The following is a 15,045-nucleotide window of genomic DNA, read 5'->3' as shown; positions in this document are numbered from 1 at the left end:
TTCGACGTCCCGCCTCCCCCCGCTGCCTACGTCGTCCCCGGGAGCGACCTCACGCCGACCCCGACCGACCGTCGCGCGACGCCGCCACGACCGCGTCGGGGTCGGCGACGACGGGGTCGGCCATCGACTCCAAGGGACGGTCACCGAACGAGACGACGACGGCGGCGCCGCCGACCCCCTCGTCCCCCCGGTCGTCGTCACCGGTCCCGGCGGCGCCGATCCCGACGGTCCAGCCGCGGGCGGCGGCGAGCGTCGCGACCGACGCCAGGCCGATCCCCGTTCCGCCGTCCGCGGTCGTGTAGCCCCGGTCGAACACGCGCTCCCGCTCCGCCGGCGGGATCCCCGGGCCGTCGTCGGTGACGGCGAAGCCCCCGTCGAGCGCGACCGCGGTCACGTTCGGCTCCGCCCCGGCGTGGACCGCGGCGTTCCGGAAGAGGTTCTCCAAGACGCTGCGGACCGCGGTCTCGTCCGCGTCGTACGTCTCGTCGCCCTCGATCCGCAGCGTCGCGTCGTCGGTCTCCGCCGTTCGCCACGCCGCCTCGGCGACGGCCGCAAACGAGAACGACGCGCCGTCACCGGTTGCGCCCCCCGCGTCGGGGTGATCGACCGCGGCGAGCGTCTCGTCGACGATCTCGAACATCCGGTCGTGGGCCGTCTCCACGCGGTCGATCGCCGCCTCGTCGCCCGCGCCCGCCAGTTCCGTGAACCCTTCCGCGACCGCGAGCGGGTTCTTGATGTCGTGTGCCAACGCGTGCGTCAGCGTCTGGAGCCGGTCGTTCGCCACCTCGAGGTCGCGTCGGTTCCGCTCCGAGTCCGTGACGTCTCGCATCAGGAGCACCGTCCCCTGCGAACGCCTGCCGAGCGCCGGCAGGCGAACGACCGAGAGGGAGACGAAGCGCGTCTCGCCGCCGACCGCGATCCGCAGCGGCTCGTCGGGGGCCGCTCCCCGGCGATACGCGCCGCGGATCGCCGGGAAGTCGGCCAGCGCGTCCGCGACCGCGGCGCCGACGACCGCGTCGTCGCCGAGCCACGCCCGCGCCGCCGGGTTCGCGTCCGCCACCCGGCCGCCGGCGTCGAGGACGAGGATCGGATCGGGGATCGCCTCCAGGGTCAGCCGTCGGGCGACGGGCGCGACCCCGAGGCTCCGTCCTCGGCGGACGGCGACCACGAAGGAGAGGCCCGTGAGGACGAACAGGAGCTCGGGCCGGAACGCGGGGCCGCCGCCGATCACGACGAACTGCGCCGCCCACGGCGCCCCGCCGCCGAGACACAGCAGCGCGGCGAACCCCCGGAACGCGGGCGCCGAGTCGTACACGCCGTACGCGAGGGCCCCGACCGCGCCGACGAGCAGGACCTGCGAGTAGAGCCAGCCGGCCCACCACGCCGGCCCGAGCTCTCGAGAGAGCACCGTCCCCTCGCCGTACGCGACCAGCTCCGTCCCCGTCCGGACCAGTCCGTGAACGTCGTTGGTCCAGCTCAGGAGCGTCAGGGCGACGAGCGGGGCCGCGAGCGCGAGGATCCGCCGCCGGGTGAGCCACGCGTCGTAGCCGAGGTACGACGCGACGAACGCGACGGACGCGACCGGAACGACGGCGGTCGCCGGGTATTGGACGTTGAGCCAGAACAGCTTCCCCGCCTCCGTCGCCGCGAGCGTCTCGCCGAACAGCCCCGCCGACCACCACGCGGTCGCCGCCATGAAGGCGATCGCCGCGCGACCCCCCGGTTCGTCCCGGAACTCGAACGCGACGGCGGCGGCGACCGCGGCGACGACCGCGGCCGCCGCCGAGAGGGTCGCCGTCAGCGGGATGTCGATCAAGTTGGTTCCCCTATTCGGCTCTGATATTTAATACAAACTGCGAGCGTGTCGCGTCTGAGAACCCGCGTCGGCATCCGACGCAGTCGCGCAGGTGTTCGGACGCCCGACTCAGTCGCGCAGGTGTTCGACGACCGCGTCCACGTCGTTCGGAACCGGCTCGGGGTCGCCGCCGGCCTCGTAGGCGGCGTCGGGGTCCTTTAAGAGGTGCCCCGTCGTCAGGCAGACGACCCGCTCGTCGTCGTCGACGACGCCCTCGCGGCGGAGCTTCCGGAGCCCGGCGAGACTCGCGGCGGAGGCGGGCTCGACGCCGACGCCCTCCTCGGCGAGGTCGCGCTGCGCGTCGGTGATCTCCGAGTCGCTCACGGCGACCGCCGTGCCGCCGGTGTTGCGGATGCCGGGGAGCGCCTTCGGCGCGTTGACCGGGTTGCCGATGCGGATCGCGGTCGCGCGCGTCTCGACCTCCTCCCAGCGTCGAATCTCGTCGTTCCCCTCTTCGACCGCCTCGACCATCGGCGCGGCGCCTTCGGCCTGCACGCCGGTCAGCTTGGGGACCTCGTCGACTTCGAGCGCGCCCGACTGGACCAGCTCGCGGAACGCTTTATAAAGCGCAGAGGTGTTGCCCGCGTTGCCGACGGGGAGGACGATCCGGTCCGGGAACGTCCCGTAATCGTCGCGGAACTCCTCTAAGATCTCGAAGCCGATCGTCTTCTGGCCCTCCAGGCGGAACGGGTTCAGGGAGTTGAGCAGGTACGCCTCGCCGCGGGCGGCCAGCTCCTGGACGATGTCGAGGCAGGCGTCGAAGTTGCCGTCCACTTCGAGGATGCGGGCGCCGTGGAGGCTCGCCTGCGCGATCTTCCCGGCGGCGACCTTCCCCTCCGGGAGGAGGACGAGCGTCTCCATCCCGCCGCGGCCGCCGTAGGCCGCGAGCGCGGCGGAGGTGTTGCCGGTCGAGGCGCACGCGAGCGCGCCGACGCCGAGCTCCTCGGCGACCCGGACCCCGACCGTCATCCCGCGGTCCTTGAACGAGCCGGTGGGGTTCATCCCCTCGTGTTTGATCCGGAGCGCCTCCACCCCCACGGACTCCTCGATGCGGGGCACGCGGTGGAGCGGGGTGTCGCCCTCGGGGAGCGTCACGCCCAGGTCGAAGGGGAGCGCCTCGCGGTAGCGCCAGACGCCGCGGTCGGGGCCCTCGGAGGGGGCCCCCGCGCCGAACTCCGCGAACGTCGGCGGGTCGGCGTAGCGCACCTCCAGGAGCCCGTCGCACTCGTCGCAGGTGTATCGGATGTCCTCGAAGGGGGCGAACGTCTCGTCGCACGCGATGCAGGCGAGCCACGTCCCGTCGTCGGCGCAGTCGGGCGCCGCCGGGGCCGGGGCGTCGATGGCGAGGTCCATTACGTCGCCGTCAGTGCCGCCGCGGCTTAAGACGGGCGGTCGGAACGGACGTTGCCGGGCGTGTCGGCAACGGATCGGCACCGGGCGCCGACGCCGCGGTCCCGTCAGTCGACGATGATCTCGGAGCTGTCGCTGTCGCCGTCGTCGCGGCCGGAGCCGAGCCGGTCCTGATACCGCTGGATCCAGTCGGCGAAGCAGTCGGGACAGAGCCGCTGGGTGTCGATGTTCGCCCGGTCGACGCTCAGCCGGACGGTGCGCGCGAGCGCGTCCGTGGTGGGCTCGCCGCAGCCGTCGCAGGGCTCGGTCGTCGGCGCGTCGCTCATACGGATCGGTCGCGCGGGCGGCTCTTAAAAGTACGTCGGCGGAGTCAGGCGCCGCCGCCGAGCGCGAAGAAGCCGGCCAGGAAGATCAGGTACGCGACGACGACGACGAGCGCGCCGGCGGCCACCGGCGACACGAGGGCGTAGCTCCCCTCGACGCCCGCGCCGCCTTTCGTCTCCGTCCCGTCACCCACGGCGTCGGCGGCGTCGATCTCCGCCGCCGTCGGCATCACCTCGGGGAGTCCCTTCCGGCGGGCGTCAATCCGGTTCAGCGCGAAGACGGCGACGACGGTGAGCGCGACCGCGAGGGGGAAGAGCAGGGTTATCTGCCGGACGCCCGCCGCGTACAGCCCGAGGACGCCGAGGGTGACTCCGGCGGCGGTGAGCGCGAACGGCACCTGCGTGTTCACGTGATCGATGTGATCCGCCCCGGCGAAGATCGACGACATCACCGTCGTGTCGCTGATCGGCGAGCAGTGGTCGCCCCAGATCGCCCCGCCGAACAGCACGCCGAGCAGGACCGGGAGGAGCTCGATCCCGCCGAGCTCGAGTCCGAGGGGAATGGCGAGCGGCGTGAGGATCGACATCGTCCCCCACGACGTTCCGGTCGTGAACGAGACCAGCATCGCCGCGAGGAAGATCAGAATCGGGAGGACGCCCGCCGGCACGCCGCCGCTGACGAGCAGGTCGACGACGTAGTCGGCGGTGCCGACCTGCTCCGCGGCGTGACCGATCCCCCACGCGAGGACGATGATCGCCGCGGCGATCACCATCGTCTCGAAGCCGTCGACCATCGTCTCGCTGGCCTCCTCGACGTCCATCGTCCGGAAGCCGACGGCGCCGGCGAAGCCGGTCACCATGAACGCGAAGGCGCCGTACAACAGCCCGAGCGCGACGTCGGTCTCCTCGAAGGACTCGGCGAGGCTCACGCCGGGGTCCGCGCCGCCGCCGAGCCACCACAGCGAGACGATTCCGACGACGATCAGCGCCACGAGCGGGAGGAAGAAGTTCGCGAGGCGCGGATTCGCCTCGCTGGGCTCGCCCACGTCGGAACTCACGTCAGAAAGCGGCGTCGCGTCGTCCCGGAGCGGCTTGCCCTCGGCGCGCGAGCGCCACTCGGCGTTCAGCATCGGTCCGTAGAACCGCTGCGTGAACGCGATCAGCCCGACCATGAAAAACGCCATGAAACAGTAGACGTTCCACGGGATCGACCGGATGAACAGCTCGAACGGCGTGACCCCGTAGTCTCCGGCGGTCGCGTCGATCGCCTCGAAGCCGACGACGATCATCGACACCTGAAAGCCGATCCAGTTCGATATCGGCCCGAACGTCGTCACCGGGGACGTCGTCGAGTCGAGCACGTACGAGTGCATCTCCGTCGACGTCTCGTTGCGCCGCGCGAGGTCGCGGGTCGCGTTCCCGGTCACGATCGTGCTCGTGTAGGAGTCGAAAAAGAGGAACACGCCGAGCGCCCAGGTCAGGAGCTGGGAGTCGCGCGCCGTGTTCACGTGGTCGGCGACCCACCGCTCGAGCGCGAGCACGCCGCCGGACCGGTAGATGAACGCCGCGCCGGCGCCCATAAAGAGGATCAACAGGAGGAACTTCGCGTTGAACGGGCTCAACACCACCTCGACGAGCCAGTCGTTCGCCAGCGCGGTCGCGGCGATCGGATTCCAGTCGGCGACGAGCAGCGCTCCGATCCAGACCCCGGCGAAAAGCGACACGAGCGTCCGGCGGGTGTACATCGCCAACGCGATCGCGACGAGCGGCGGCGCCAGCGACAGCGCTCCGTACGTGGTCGTCATCGGCTCCGGCTATCTCCGCGGGAATATATAAAGACGTTGGCGATGTCAAAAATAAACGGGAAATAGCAGAATGAACGTCCAGAACCACCCGCTAATGAACATTATTACGGAACTCTCGGTGATACGCGAGAATCGCGCGAACGGTCGCCTCAGACGGTCCGGAACGCCCGGTCCCCGGCGTCGCCGAGCCCGGGGAGGATGAACCCGTCGTCGTCGAGGCGGTCGTCGATGGCGACCGTCAGCAGGTCGGCCTCGGGTACCGACTCGCTCACGCGGACGAGCCCGTCGGGCGCGGAGACCGCCGAGAGGACGAACAGGTCCTCGAAGTCGTCGGCCTCGTTGAGGACGTGGTCGAGGACGGCGCACATCGTCGAGCCCGTGGCGAGCATCGGGTCCGCGACGATCACGGTGTCCTGGGGTCGGATCTCGGGGAGCTTCACGTAGTCGATGGTGATCGGGAACTCGCCGTCGTCGGTCATCCCGGCCTCCTCGTCGCGGCCGGCCGAGATGACGCCCTGCTTCGCGCGCGGGAACGCCTTGAGGAGCCCCTCGACGAACGGCGTCGCGGCCCGGAGCACGTTGATGATGACCACGTCGTCGAGCCCTTTCACGCGCTCGCCGGTCGTCTCCTCCAGGGGGGTCTCCACCGGGACGTACTCGGTCTCCATCGCGCCGTCGATGATCTCGTAGCCGCAGATCCGGCCGAGCTTCACGAGCCCCTTCCGGAAGGCGACCTGCTCGGTCTCGACGTCGCGGAGCCGCGAGAGGGTGTCCTTCGCCAGCGCGTGCGTGATGAGGTGCGCGTCGTCGCGATCTTCGATCGTCATTGTCGGGAACAGAGCCCCGTTCGAGTTAAAGGATGGCGAAACTCGCCGGTTCGTCGGCTCGCAAACGCGGTCTCCGGACGCGGTTCCCCGCCGTGTTCCGCGAGAGGCCCCGACTGCGGGCCGCCGGGGCGGCTACCGCAACACCGCCACGTACGTCAGCGCGAAGAGGATCAGCGCCAGCGTCGCGACGTTCTGGAGGGTGAGCGTGATGAACCCGAGGAAGTCGAGCCCCCAGACGACGACCCACGCGAACCACGCCGAGAGCACGGCGTTCATCGCGAGCACCACCCGCGGGTCGCCCGTCGACTCCTCGACGCCGGCTCGGATCCCCTCGTCGTCGCCCGGCGCTCCGTCTTCCTCGCTCATACGCCGACTGGCGCGTGTGCGCCACTTAGCTCTTGTCCGTCGGCGCCGTACCGCGGCCATGGTCCGGCCGCCACGCCTCCGCAACCGCCGCGGCGACCCCGTCGACCCCGTACCCTTCCTGGTGGCCGCGGGGCTGGCGTTCATGTTCGCCTTCTCGTTCGGGCCGATCTTCGGGACGGCCTACGGGCTGTCGCTCGGCGCGTCGCTGGCGGCCGCCGCGGCCGCGTTCGCCGGGGCGGGATGGGTCGCGTACCGGCAGCTCGTCCGGCAGGCGCCCGCGGTCGACGCCGGGCCCCTGCCGGCGGGGCCGCGGTTCGAACGCCTGGTGTACGCCGCGCTCGCGCTCGGCGTCCTCCTGATCGGACTCACGGTGCCGCTGCTTTGAGTTCCCACGGGGGCCGCGGTCGACCCGCTGGGGGTTCGCCGCGAGCCGGACGCGTGGGGCGAAAACGGTCGTGCGATCGGATCGCACGCCAGCGGGACGCTGAGGTGGATCGGCGTGCGAACTTCATTCATGGGTCTAATTGACACAGTCACCGACGCGCTGGCGGCCTCGACCCAGCGCGCGCCCGGAGACGCCGGCGGCGACGGCTCCGAGGGCTCGTACTGGTGCGACGACTGCACCGTCCGCGTCCGCGACGTCGAGGTCGACGACCGGGGGATCGACCGCGACGACGACGGGGTCCCCCGGTGTCCCGACTGCGGCGACTCGATGCGCTTCGAGCGCGCGAGCGGGTCCGGCTGCGCCTGCTGAACGCGACTCGCGTCAGCGGGCCGGATCCCGACTGACGAGCTGCGCCCGGAGCGACGAGCTGTGCCCGGAGCGACGCCCCGCGCTCAGGGCTCGCGGAGCGCGACCTCGGCGCCCTGTTCTGTCGGGAACGGCGCGGGGTCGACGGCGGCGGGGTCGTCGCCGATCGCGCCGCCGCCGAGGTCGGCCAGCTCCGCGTCCGTGAGGAGGGCGTCGTCGAGCCGGTCGACCAGCGCGGCCTCGTCGACGCCGGTCCCGATGACGACGAACTCGGTCCGGCGGTCGCCGCGCTCGTCGTCCCAGTCGAGGTCCGGGCGGTTCGAGCGCAGCATGTCGCGCTCGACCGACGGGAGGCCCGCGATCCACGGGCCGAGCGCGGTGACGCGGACCGACCGTGCCGCCTGCCCGACCTGCTGCCGCTGGTCGGTGCCCGCGACCCACAGCGTCCCCTTCGAGCGGACCACGTCGTCCGGGAGGTCGCGGAGGACGGCGGCGATCCGGTCGGGGTGGAACGGCCGGCGGCGGCGATAGGTGAAGGAGGTGACGCCGTACACCTCGTCGGGGTGGCGGTGGTCGTGGTCGTCCCCGTCACTCCCGTTGCCGTGACTTCCCTCCCCCTCGGCCAGCGCCCGCTTCCACCCCGGCAGGTCGCCGACCGCGCGCTCGTCGAACAGGCCGACGCCGAGGATCCGGTCCGGATCGACCGCGGAGAACTCCGTGACGACCGTCTCCGCGTCGGGCTGGAGCGCGCCCACGAGCTCGACCGCCTCGTCGATCTCCGCGTCGGTACAGAGGTCGGCCTTGTTACAGACGACGAGGTTCGACACCTCGATCTGTTCGACGAGGAGGTCCGAGAGGGGGCGCTCGGCGTCGCCCTCGTCGCCGTCGCCGCCTCCGTCGCTGTCTCCCCCTCCGTCGCCGCCTTCGACGCTCCCGCTTTCCCCCTCCGCGTCCGGGTTGACCCGCCGCTCCGGGACCTCGTCGCCCGCGAACGCGTCGAGGAACTGCCGCGTGTCGATCACGGTCACCAGCGCGTCGACCCGATACCGGGCCGCCGCGCGCGACTCGGTCGTGAACAGCCGAGCGACCGGCGCGGGCTCCGAAATCCCCGAGGACTCGACGACCAGGGCGTCGAAGGAGCGCTCGTTGGCGAGCCGCACCACGGCCGTCTCCAGGTCGTCCTGCAGCTCGCAGCAGATGCAGCCGTTCGAGAGCTCGGTGACGCCCTCGACGCCGACCTCCGACTCCTCGGCGATCAGCTCGGCGTCGACGTTCACGTCGCCCATGTCGTTGACGAGCACCGCGACGTCGCGGTCGCCGGCGTTCCGCAAGAGGTGGTTCAGCAGCGTCGTCTTGCCCGCGCCGAGGCTCCCCGAGAGCACGGTCACCGGGATCCGGTCGTCCATGGGGCCCCTCGGTCGGCGACTCCCTTCAACTCCGCGGGGAGGCGTCTCCCGAGACGGCGAGCGCCGTCCCGCCGTCGAAAGCCGATACGTTGATACGTCGCGCCCGCGGACCGCGCACCATGTTCCAGTACGTGTCCGCGGTGGGGATCGCTGCGACGGTCATGACGCTGCTCATGGTCGTCGCGATGCTGTACCTCGTCTGGGGCGCGATCGGTAACAGCGTCCATTCCCCCAGTCCCGGCGACAACGACAAGCCGGAGCTCGGCGAGGGCGACGACGCCGACGAGCCGCAGGGCGAACTCGCCGCCGACGGCAACTCGGCCTGACCGTCTCGCCCGCTCTCGCTTTCCCGTCCGCCTCGGCCGCCTCGCCCGCTCTCGCTTTCCCGTCCCCCCCGGCCGCCTCGCCCGCTCTCGCTTTTCCGTCCCCCCCGGCCGCCTCGCCCGCTCTCGCTTTTTCATCCGTCCCAGCCGTCTCGACCGCCCGCGACAGCTTTTACCGCGCCGGGGCATCACGATGGATCATGACGATCGCAGACCGGATCGCCGCCTTTCGGGCCGCGCTCGACGAGTGGCTCCGTGGGCTGTACCACGGGATGATCACGCACCCGGCCTACGAGAAGATCGAGAAGGAGGCGGAGGACGCGGAAGACGAGTTCATGCTCGCGTGTTTCCCCGACGCCTTCGGGATCCCCTCGCCGATCTCGTACTACACCGCGGAGCTCCTCCCGTACCTCGAAGACGAGTTCGAGGCGTGGGAGCGGCGGCTGTGGGACCGCGAGACCCTGATCGAGCGGAAGGGACAGCAGTACCACTTCTGATGACGGGACCGACCTCCGGGGGCCGGTGATGGAGCGGTTCGTCTTCTTCGGCGGGAAGGGCGGGGTCGGCAAGACCACCGTCTCCTGCGCGTACGCGTCCCGCTGCGCGAACGACGGGGTGCGGACGCTGGTCGTCTCGACGGACCCCGCGCACTCGGTGTCGGACGTGTTCGACCAGCAGTTCGGCGACGAACCGGCTCCGGTCGACGGGATCGATGGCCTCGACGCGATGGAGATCGACCCCGAAGACGAGATGCAGCGGCACCTTCAAGAGATCCGCGAGTCGCTCTCCGAGCAGGTGTCGGCGGCGATGGTCTCGGAGATCAACCGCCAGCTGGAGCTGTCGCACGGGACCCCGGGCGCGTACGAAGCCGCGCTGTTCGACGCGTTCGTGAGCGTGATGCGCGAGGAGGGGGAGGCGTACGACCGGGTGGTCTTCGACACCGCGCCGACCGGCTCGACGCTGCGGCTCTTGGAACTCCCCGACTTCCTCGGCGACTGGATCGACCGGCTGCTGTACAAGCGCAGGCAGTCGATCGACCTGTTCGAGAAGGCCGCGATCGGCGACATGGAGCCGCGCCGACTGATGGACGGCGACCCCGTCTTGGAGCGCCTCCAGCGGCGCAAGGAGTTCTTCGAGTTCGCGGGCGACACCATGCGGGAGGACGCGGCCTTCTTCCTCGTGTTGAACCCCGACCAGCTCTCGGTCAACGAGACGGAGCGGGCGATCGAGGGGTTCGGCGAGCGCGATCTGCGCGTCCGCGGGCTCGTCGCGAACAAGCTCACCCCCGAGCCCGACGACGACGAGGAGGGCCGCGGAGCGCGCTACCTCCGCGAGAAGGCGGCGACCGAACGCGACCGCCTCCGGCAGGTCCGCGAGCGGTTCGATCCCCCGCTCGTCGCCGAGATCGAGTCGCGGACCAGCGAGGTCCGCGGCGACGTGCTCGCCGAGGTGGCGGCCGCGCTCGACGTCGAGACGGGCGGCGACGGCGGCGACGGCGAGGTCGCCGAGGACCCCGCCTCCGCCGAGCGGTAGCCGTCTCCGGAGCCGACACCGGGTCGCAGTCCCGCTCGCGCTCGATCTCCGGTTCGTCACCACCGATTCCCGGTCTCCGTTCTCACCACCGGTTCCAGTCTCCGGTCCCCGGTACGCGGGCGCGCGGCGGCGACCGCGACCGCCGTCGCGGAACCTTTCATATAAGAATAAATTAAATAAACGCAATTCGACGGATCGAAATCGCGCACCTGCGGCGGGATCCGCCGATAGATCACTATTGAAGATAATACTTAAGTGGCCGATCGTGAATCGGTACCATGAGGGAGGGAACCTATGACAAGTGTAATTTGGATCGTCGTCGCTGTGCTCGGCACCTTCACCGTGGGGTACATGGGGTACTCCCGGTACCTCTCGCAGTTCGTCGAACTCGATGACGAACGGGAGACGCCGGCGCACAAGTACGAGGACGGACAGGAGTACGTACCGTCGAAGAAGCCGGTACTACTGGGGCATCACTTCTCGAGCATCGCGGGCGGCGCGCCGATCGTCGGCCCGATCACGGCCGGGGCCATCTGGGGATGGGTCCCGGCGCTTCTGTGGGTCGCCATCGGGAACCCCCTGATGGGCGCGGTCCACGACTTCATCTCGCTGTCGAGCTCGATCCGCCACGAGGGGCGGTCGATCGGGTACATCGTGGGGCAGTACGTCGGCGAACGCGGGAAGAACCTGCTGCTGTGGTTCGCGTTCCTGACGATCATCCTCGTCGTCGCCGTGTTCGCCCTCGTCGTCGGGATCGTGTTGAACGCGTTCCCGTCGGCGGCGACCGCGAGCTTCGTGTACATCGCGCTCGCGGTCGTGTTCGGCGTGTACCTCTACCAGCTCGACGGCCCGTTCATCCCGGGGACCGCCCTGTTCGTCGCCGGTGTGTTCGCGGGCGTCTGGGTCGGCATCCAGTACCCGTTCGCGTTCTTCCAGCTGGCGGGCGACGCCTCTCACACGGCGGGCACGTTCGTCCTCTTCGAGGGGAGCACGGGCTCGTGGGTGCCCGGCGCGGGCGCGCTCGGCGGTAACACGGCGGCCTGGGTGCCCGTCATCCTGATCTACGCGGTCATCGCGAGCGCGCTCCCGGTCTGGACGCTGCTGCAGCCGCGCGACTACCTCTCGTCGTTCCTGCTGTACGCGGGCGTCGGTGGCGCGCTGCTGGCGATCATCGTCGGAACGATCTTCGGCACCTCGTCGCAGCCGCTCGTGATCGACAGCAGCATCCAGCCGTTCCAGGGGTTCATGGGGGTCGACAGCCGGGCGCCGTACCCGCTTTTCCCCATGCTGTTCGTCACCATCGCCTGCGGGACCATCAGCGGGTTCCACTCGCTGGTCTCCTCGGGGACGACGGCGAAGCAGCTGAACAAGGAGAGCGACGCCCGGCTCATCGGCTACGGCGGCATGCTCGGCGAGGGGCTGCTCGCGGCGACGGCGCTGTCCGCGCTCGCTATCGCCGGATTCGCCTCCGACGCCGCGGCCGGCGGCATCGGCGGCGCGCTGCCGAACTTCGCGAGCGGCGGCGGGATCATCCTGACGAGCCTCGGCATTCCCGCCGAGTACGGCGCCCCGTTCATGGCGCTGGTGCTCGTGAGCTTCCTGCTCACCTCCACGGACACGGCCGCGCGGCTCGGCCGGTACATGATGGAGGAGATCGTCGGCACGAAAGGGACCCAGAGCGAGACCGGCTTCGGCGGCGGGATCGGCTCGTTCGCCCGCGGCCGGTACACGAATCCGGTCGTTCAGGGGCTGATCGCGTACGCGCTGGTCATCTCCGGCGAGTGGGCGACCCTGTGGGCGCTGTTCGGCAGCGCGAACCAGCTGCTCGCCGCGCTCGCGCTGCTCACCGGAACGGTCTGGCTCGCCAACTGGGACGAGACGAAACAGCTCGTCAGCACGGGCGTGCCGATGGCCATCATGGTCGCCATCACCGTGATCGCCTTGGCGTTCCTGGCGGGGTATCAGTGGCTGTTCGTCAACCTGATACAGGGCGGCGTGACCGGTATCGGCAACCAGATATCGATGGTCGTCCGCATCGCGCTCGCGGTCGTGCTCGTCTACCTCGCGCTGTCGCTCGTGCGCATCGGCTACGGCAACATCACGAGCGTTCGCGACGGGGACCGCCCGGCCGCGGAGCCGAGCGACGACTGACGCGAGCGACCGCCCCCGCTTCCGCGCCCTCCGCACGCTCCGCGGTCATTTTTCGGGAAAGCCGGCGACCGTCACCGCCAGAACCGCTTCGCGAGCCGCGAGAAGAACCCCTCGTCCGGCTCCGCGACCGGCTCCCACAGGCGAAACGCGCCGGCCACGTCGGCAGTCTCGCTCGCCACCAGCGACTCCTCGTCGGGCGCGACGACGATCAGATTCACCTCGTAGTGGCCGTAGTAGCCGAACTTCAGGAGCGTGCGGTCGCGGAACCCGTCGACGAAGTCGGCGACCGCCTCCGGGATCCGGTCCGCGACGAGCGCGACGGTGACGTCGGTGCCGTAGTGCTCCTCGTCGCCCTCGACGCGCTCGTCGGCGACGCCGTGAGCGAACTCGACGAGCCGCTCCAGCTCGGCGACCGACGGCGTGGAGACGCGCCGGGCGAACAGGAACTCCATCATGTCGTGGTCCGCGTAGCTCAGGGCGGGGTGGAGGAACTGCTTCTGGTTCCGCACCCGCATCTCGGCGGACAGCTCGAACCGCTCGCCGTCGACGACGACGTCGCGGTCGAGGTCGTAGCTGTACATCAGGCGGTCGGAGACGCGGTCGAGGTACTCGTCGTCGTACTCCGGGACCGCCTCGCGAATCTCCGCCGGCAGCTCCTCGGGGTCCCGCCGGGGCCCCTCGCCGGGCTGGGCAGTCCCGTCCGTCTCGGCGCCCTCGCCCGGCGTCGCGTTCTCACTCATCGTCGGCGTCGCCCGCCCCCGCGCCGTCCTCGTCGGGGTCGTACGCGACGGCGTCGTCGTCGGCCGGCGGCGCGCCGACCGCGAGCACGGTCACCGGGCCGTCGGCGTCCGCGGGGTTGTACGCGCGCTGGGGGCTCTCGGGGTCGACGACGAACAGGTCGTCGGCCGGCACCTCGTGGGTCCCCTCGGGCGTCTCCACCGAGAGCGTCCCGTCGAGCACGTAGAACGCCTCCTGTTGCGTCTCGTGGTAGTGGTACGCCAGCGGGAGCTGTTCGCCCGGCTCCGCGCGGAATCGATTGATCGCCGCGGCGTCGAGCCCGCCGGGCTCGGACAGCTTGCGACACTCGCAGGGGCGGCCCGACTCCGGGTCGACCGAGTCGACGTCGACGACGCGATATCCCATGCGAACTCGTTCCACGGTGCAGGTAAAAAGGGCGTCGGGAGGCGGTTCCGATTGCGCCGACCGCCGACCTCGACCGCGTCGAGCGGGTCCGAGGCGCGGTTTTAAGGAACTGAGCCGCCTACCCGTGGGTAGAGAGCACATGACAGACGAGACAGCCACATCGGAGCCGACCGACGCGACGATCGAAGCGGAGGCGTGCGGCCGGTGTTCGATGTCGACCGTCGTCGGGGCGGTGGCGGGCGACCAGAGCCCGGACGAGCGCGCCGAGCGCGACCCGTTCGCCGGCGAGCGGATCGAGGTCGACGAGTCGTCCATCCGCCGGATCTCGCCCGCGGGAGTCCTCGGCGACCTCAAAGACCGGATCAACGAGCTCGGTCGCCGGATCGCGTACGGGAAGTAGCGCCGCCGCCCGTCGACGCCGCTCCGGCCGCGTCGGAACCGCCGCCGCCCGTCGACGCCGGCTCACGTCAGTTCGGAGAGATTTATACGCGTTCGTTCCGTAGCGGGGCCAATCGATGGAAGAGAGCATCTCCGGCTTCAAGGTGCGCGGAGACTGGGGCGACGTGGTCGAACACGGGGAGCGGATCGCCTTGGCGCTCCGGGAGACGGGCGCCGACGGCGACGCGTTCCACGAGTTCGACGACTGGCGCCCGAAGTCCCACGAGCGCATCGACGAGGACGTGTCGGCGAAGACCGCCGAGCAGGCGTCCGTCAGCGAGGGGGAGGGCGAGCAGGCCGGGAAGTCGCCCGGCGAAGACCTCCAGACGGCCGGCGAGAAGCTCACCGAGTCCTACGAGAAGGTCGAGGAGAACGACACCGAGAGCGCGATGGAGAGGTGGGGCGAGTCGATCGGCCACGTCGCCCGCGCGGCCGACTCCGCGAGCCGCAAGGCGCTCCGGAAGGTTGAGGACACGGTGTACCGGAAGGTGATGACCCAGATGGCGCCGTACTACTTCGACAACGAGCTCGTCAGCGCCAACATCCAGGAGGTCGGCCGCGGCGAGGACGGCGAGACGTTCGTCTTCGAGGTGAACGTCAACGACGACGAGCTGAAAGCGGAGGTGAGCGACATCCTCGCCGAGTACGAGTCCGAGATCGACCGCTGGCACGTCGAGGCCGAAAAGCGGACCGAGGACGTGGCCGCCGCCGAAGGGGTCGAGCCGCCCCAGGAGGAGGGCGGGCCGGACTCGACGATGACCTGACCCGATCTCC

Annotated in this window: 17 protein-coding genes; 8 read left to right on the top strand and 9 right to left on the bottom strand. The window is 70.5% G+C overall.

What is annotated here, in order from left to right:
* Positions 1–49: 49 nt before the first annotated feature.
* The 6 genes from CK500_RS09605 to CK500_RS09580 all read right to left on the bottom strand — a co-directional run bounded on the left by CK500_RS09605 (position 50) and on the right by CK500_RS09580 (position 6,526).
* Entirely contained in the window at positions 50–1,816 is a 1,767-nt protein-coding gene (locus tag CK500_RS09605) for a sensor histidine kinase (RefSeq protein WP_095637007.1), read from the bottom strand.
* 108 nt (positions 1,817–1,924) lie between these two features.
* A complete protein-coding gene (gene thrC, locus CK500_RS09600) occupies positions 1,925–3,208 on the bottom strand; it encodes a threonine synthase (RefSeq protein ID WP_095637006.1) in 1,284 nt (427 codons plus the stop codon).
* 104 nt (positions 3,209–3,312) lie between these two features.
* The gene (locus CK500_RS09595) at positions 3,313–3,531 is read right to left on the bottom strand and encodes a DUF7569 family protein (RefSeq protein ID WP_095637005.1); all 219 of its coding nucleotides are present in this window, start codon (positions 3,529–3,531) and stop codon (positions 3,313–3,315) included.
* A 44-nt stretch (positions 3,532–3,575) separates the two neighbouring features.
* Positions 3,576–5,333 (bottom strand): Na+/H+ antiporter NhaC family protein, encoded by a 1,758-nt coding sequence (locus CK500_RS09590; protein ID WP_233139020.1) that lies wholly within the window; start codon positions 5,331–5,333, stop codon positions 3,576–3,578.
* Between the two features lie 149 nt (positions 5,334–5,482).
* Positions 5,483–6,160 carry a uracil phosphoribosyltransferase gene (gene upp, locus CK500_RS09585; RefSeq protein WP_095637004.1) on the bottom strand — a complete coding sequence of 226 codons (678 nt, stop codon included), beginning with the start codon at positions 6,158–6,160 and terminating at the stop codon, positions 5,483–5,485.
* Positions 6,161–6,292: 132 nt separating this feature from the next.
* Complete coding sequence (locus tag CK500_RS09580; protein WP_095637003.1) at positions 6,293–6,526, bottom strand: hypothetical protein; 234 nt, start codon at positions 6,524–6,526, stop codon at positions 6,293–6,295.
* A gap of 58 nt (positions 6,527–6,584) precedes the next feature.
* Here CK500_RS09580 and CK500_RS09575 point away from each other — a divergent pair, with 58 nt between their 5' ends.
* Positions 6,585–6,911 carry a hypothetical protein gene (locus CK500_RS09575; protein WP_095637002.1) on the top strand — a complete coding sequence of 109 codons (327 nt, stop codon included), beginning with the start codon at positions 6,585–6,587 and terminating at the stop codon, positions 6,909–6,911.
* 129 nt (positions 6,912–7,040) lie between these two features.
* Positions 7,041–7,280, top strand: a complete 240-nt coding sequence (locus CK500_RS09570) for a hypothetical protein (protein ID WP_095637001.1) — start codon at positions 7,041–7,043, stop codon at positions 7,278–7,280.
* An 83-nt stretch (positions 7,281–7,363) separates the two neighbouring features.
* On the opposite strand, the gene CK500_RS09565 is transcribed toward CK500_RS09570, so the two are convergent.
* Positions 7,364–8,683, bottom strand: a complete 1,320-nt coding sequence (locus CK500_RS09565) for a CobW family GTP-binding protein (protein WP_095637000.1) — start codon at positions 8,681–8,683, stop codon at positions 7,364–7,366.
* A 119-nt stretch (positions 8,684–8,802) separates the two neighbouring features.
* Here CK500_RS09565 and CK500_RS09560 point away from each other — a divergent pair, with 119 nt between their 5' ends.
* The 4 genes from CK500_RS09560 to CK500_RS09545 all read left to right on the top strand — a co-directional run bounded on the left by CK500_RS09560 (position 8,803) and on the right by CK500_RS09545 (position 12,690).
* Positions 8,803–9,009 (top strand): hypothetical protein, encoded by a 207-nt coding sequence (locus tag CK500_RS09560; RefSeq protein WP_095636999.1) that lies wholly within the window; start codon positions 8,803–8,805, stop codon positions 9,007–9,009.
* Positions 9,010–9,206: 197 nt separating this feature from the next.
* The gene (locus CK500_RS09555; RefSeq protein ID WP_095636998.1) at positions 9,207–9,503 is read left to right on the top strand and encodes a hypothetical protein; all 297 of its coding nucleotides are present in this window, start codon (positions 9,207–9,209) and stop codon (positions 9,501–9,503) included.
* A 28-nt stretch (positions 9,504–9,531) separates the two neighbouring features.
* On the top strand, positions 9,532–10,539 hold the full coding sequence (locus CK500_RS09550) for an ArsA family ATPase (protein WP_095636997.1): 1,008 nt from the start codon (positions 9,532–9,534) through the stop codon (positions 10,537–10,539).
* Between the two features lie 294 nt (positions 10,540–10,833).
* Positions 10,834–12,690, top strand: coding sequence for a carbon starvation CstA family protein (locus tag CK500_RS09545; protein ID WP_095636996.1), 1,857 nt, complete (start codon positions 10,834–10,836; stop codon positions 12,688–12,690).
* Between the two features lie 71 nt (positions 12,691–12,761).
* Here CK500_RS09545 and CK500_RS09540 read toward each other — a convergent pair whose 3' ends face one another.
* The gene (locus CK500_RS09540; protein ID WP_095636995.1) at positions 12,762–13,430 is read right to left on the bottom strand and encodes a hypothetical protein; all 669 of its coding nucleotides are present in this window, start codon (positions 13,428–13,430) and stop codon (positions 12,762–12,764) included.
* A complete protein-coding gene (locus CK500_RS09535; RefSeq protein WP_095636994.1) occupies positions 13,423–13,833 on the bottom strand; it encodes a cupin domain-containing protein in 411 nt (136 codons plus the stop codon). The genes CK500_RS09540 and CK500_RS09535 overlap by 8 nt, the downstream gene beginning before the upstream one ends.
* 139 nt (positions 13,834–13,972) lie before the next feature.
* On the opposite strand from CK500_RS09535, the gene CK500_RS09530 reads away from it, so the two are divergent.
* Together CK500_RS09530 and CK500_RS09525 are read left to right on the top strand one after the other, a co-directional pair.
* Positions 13,973–14,233 carry a hypothetical protein gene (locus tag CK500_RS09530; RefSeq protein WP_095636993.1) on the top strand — a complete coding sequence of 87 codons (261 nt, stop codon included), beginning with the start codon at positions 13,973–13,975 and terminating at the stop codon, positions 14,231–14,233.
* 115 nt (positions 14,234–14,348) lie between these two features.
* Positions 14,349–15,035 (top strand): DUF5828 family protein, encoded by a 687-nt coding sequence (locus tag CK500_RS09525; protein ID WP_095636992.1) that lies wholly within the window; start codon positions 14,349–14,351, stop codon positions 15,033–15,035.
* Positions 15,036–15,045: the final 10 nt, after the last annotated feature.

It is taken from the genome of Halorubrum salipaludis, from assembly GCF_002286985.1.
GTDB lineage: Archaea > Halobacteriota > Halobacteria > Halobacteriales > Haloferacaceae > Halorubrum > Halorubrum salipaludis.
The sequence above is the reverse complement of the archived record's forward strand: the minus strand, read 5'-3'. Positions and strand labels throughout refer to the sequence as shown.